A 1,982-nucleotide genomic window follows, 5' to 3' on the forward strand; every position below is an offset into this window, starting at 1 on the left:
CAAGCGGAAGAAGTCCTCGGTGGCGGGGCAGGCAAACATCGAAAAACTCCCAGAAAACGGCGCATCAGACCATCAAATCTGGGGGAAATTGTACTCGCAAACAGACAATAACACAAGAAAAATCATGATGTTATGAATATTTCAGGGGCGACGAAGAAGGGATTAAGACCCGTCGAAGAGGCGGACTTTTTGAGGTGGGCGCCGTCTAAACCACAGACCTGATGAAGAAGGGATTAAGACCTGGAGCGAGCTGCGCGCGGTGTCGATTTCGTCCAGTCTAAACCACAGACCTGATGAAGAAGGGATTAAGACGCGTTCCACGCGGTCGATGACTGCCAACCAGTAGCCGTCTAAACCACAGACCTGATGAAGAAGGGATTAAGACCCGCCGGATATCCTGTTGACCCACTCGTGGCTGGTCTAAACCACAGACCTGATGAAGAAGGGATTAAGACCGCCGCAGCACAACATATCATTCCACACCCGCGCGTCTAAACCACAGACCTGATGAAGAAGGGATTAAGACCTGTGGCACTGGGTTCATTTTTTCATCCAGGACGTCTAAACCACAGACCTGATGAAGAAGGGATTAAGACGATGCCGTCTCGGCGCCCTTTGCTGGCGCCTTGGGGTCTAAACCACAGATCTGATGAAGAAGGGATTAAGACTTGACGGTGGCCGCATACAGGTCAAAGCACGCCGGTCTAAACCACAGACCTGATGAAGAAGGGATTAAGACATGGCCTCGGCGTGCATACCGCGTCGCAGCAGGTCTAAACCACAGACCTGATGAAGAAGGGATTAAGACCAGGTTTTTGGCCGCGGTGTTGGTGTTGGTGTTGTCTAAACCACAGACCTGATGAAGAAGGGATTAAGACCTTTGTGGTATTTTCCAAGGGCGCGCACTGGGCAGTCTGACAGTTAGCAGGACCAATACGTCGCCGGGGGCCGGTTATGCCACCGCTGCGTCTGTGCCAAACCTTGCAAGCTTGCAGTCCTGGACAAGTGACCATGCGTGATCTTTAATGCGTTCGTTGCTACGGCGTGGCATTCACTTGGGAGCAAAACCATGCGTTGCAAAATCTTCATCCTCATTTCGGCTCTCGCGGGGCTGACCAGCGGCTGCGCCTCCGTCGTCACCGGTCAAAATCAGCCCGTGAGCGTAGAGACCCGCCACGAAGGCGAGACGGTTACCGGTGCCCACTGCAAGCTCAACAACGACAAGGGCACGTGGTACGTCACCACGCCAGGCACGGTCACTGTGGTGCGCAGCTACCATGACCTGCATCTTCGCTGTGACAAGGCACATTTTTTACCCGGCATTGCCACCGTTAAGTCCACCACCAAGGCCATGGCGTTTGGCAACATCCTGATCGGCGGCGTCATCGGTGCGGCTGTGGATGCCAGCAGCGGCGCCGCCTACGACTACCCCAGCTTGATTACGGTAGAAATGGGCAGCTCGGATTTGGCCGGGTCACCGACTGAGGGCACGGGCGACGCGAAGCACAAAGGCGCATCGCGTGCGGATAGCCGACCAGCCTGCGTAGGTGGATGGGTCGAGTTCCATCGGGAAAGCACCGCAACGGCCAGAACCAAACTCACCATCGCAGGACGGTGGCGCCCTCAATTTCAGCTATTATTTTCTCGGCAAGGGCCTGAGACGTGATTCGGAGAGCCCCGGCAGAGAAAGACTCTACCGGAAAATCTAGGCGCGACCGGACCTACCCCCCCCAACGGTCATGAGCAAGCAGCCCCGCAAGCTTGCAGCCATTGCCAGGTGGCTGGATTAAGCTTATGCTGTGAATAGGCATCGAGCGGAGACTGTAATGAGTCGCCCCTGAAATATTCATAACATCATGATTTTTCTTGTGTTATTGTCTGTTTGCGAGTACAATTTCCCCCAGATTTGATGGTCTGATGCGCCGTTTTCTGGGAGTTTTTCGATGTTTGCCTGCCCCGCCACCGAGGACTTCTTCCGCTTG

Annotated in this window: 1 protein-coding gene and 1 CRISPR repeat array; the gene reads left to right on the forward strand. The window is 54.6% G+C overall.

Features of this window, described 5'->3' with window-relative positions; translation table 11 throughout:
- Positions 1-203 precede the first annotated feature (203 nt).
- Positions 204-879: a CRISPR direct-repeat array (repeat unit 38 nt; unit sequence GTCTAAACCACAGACCTGATGAAGAAGGGATTAAGACC).
- A 190-nt stretch (positions 880-1,069) separates the two neighbouring features.
- Positions 1,070-1,666: a hypothetical protein gene (locus Tchar_RS13855; protein WP_201739388.1), complete on the forward strand. Its 597-nt coding sequence runs from the start codon at positions 1,070-1,072 to the stop codon at positions 1,664-1,666.
- Positions 1,667-1,982 lie beyond the last annotated feature (316 nt).

Origin of the sequence: Tepidimonas charontis, assembly GCF_007556685.1 — a bacterium.
GTDB classification, from domain to species: Bacteria; Pseudomonadota; Gammaproteobacteria; order Burkholderiales; family Burkholderiaceae_C; genus Tepidimonas; species Tepidimonas charontis.

Excerpts from the sequence above, each read along its gene's own strand:
- Tchar_RS13855 (WP_201739388.1), top strand. The coding sequence starts at position 1,070 with ATGCGTTGCAAAATCTTCATCCTCATTTCGGCTCTCGCGGGGCTGACC.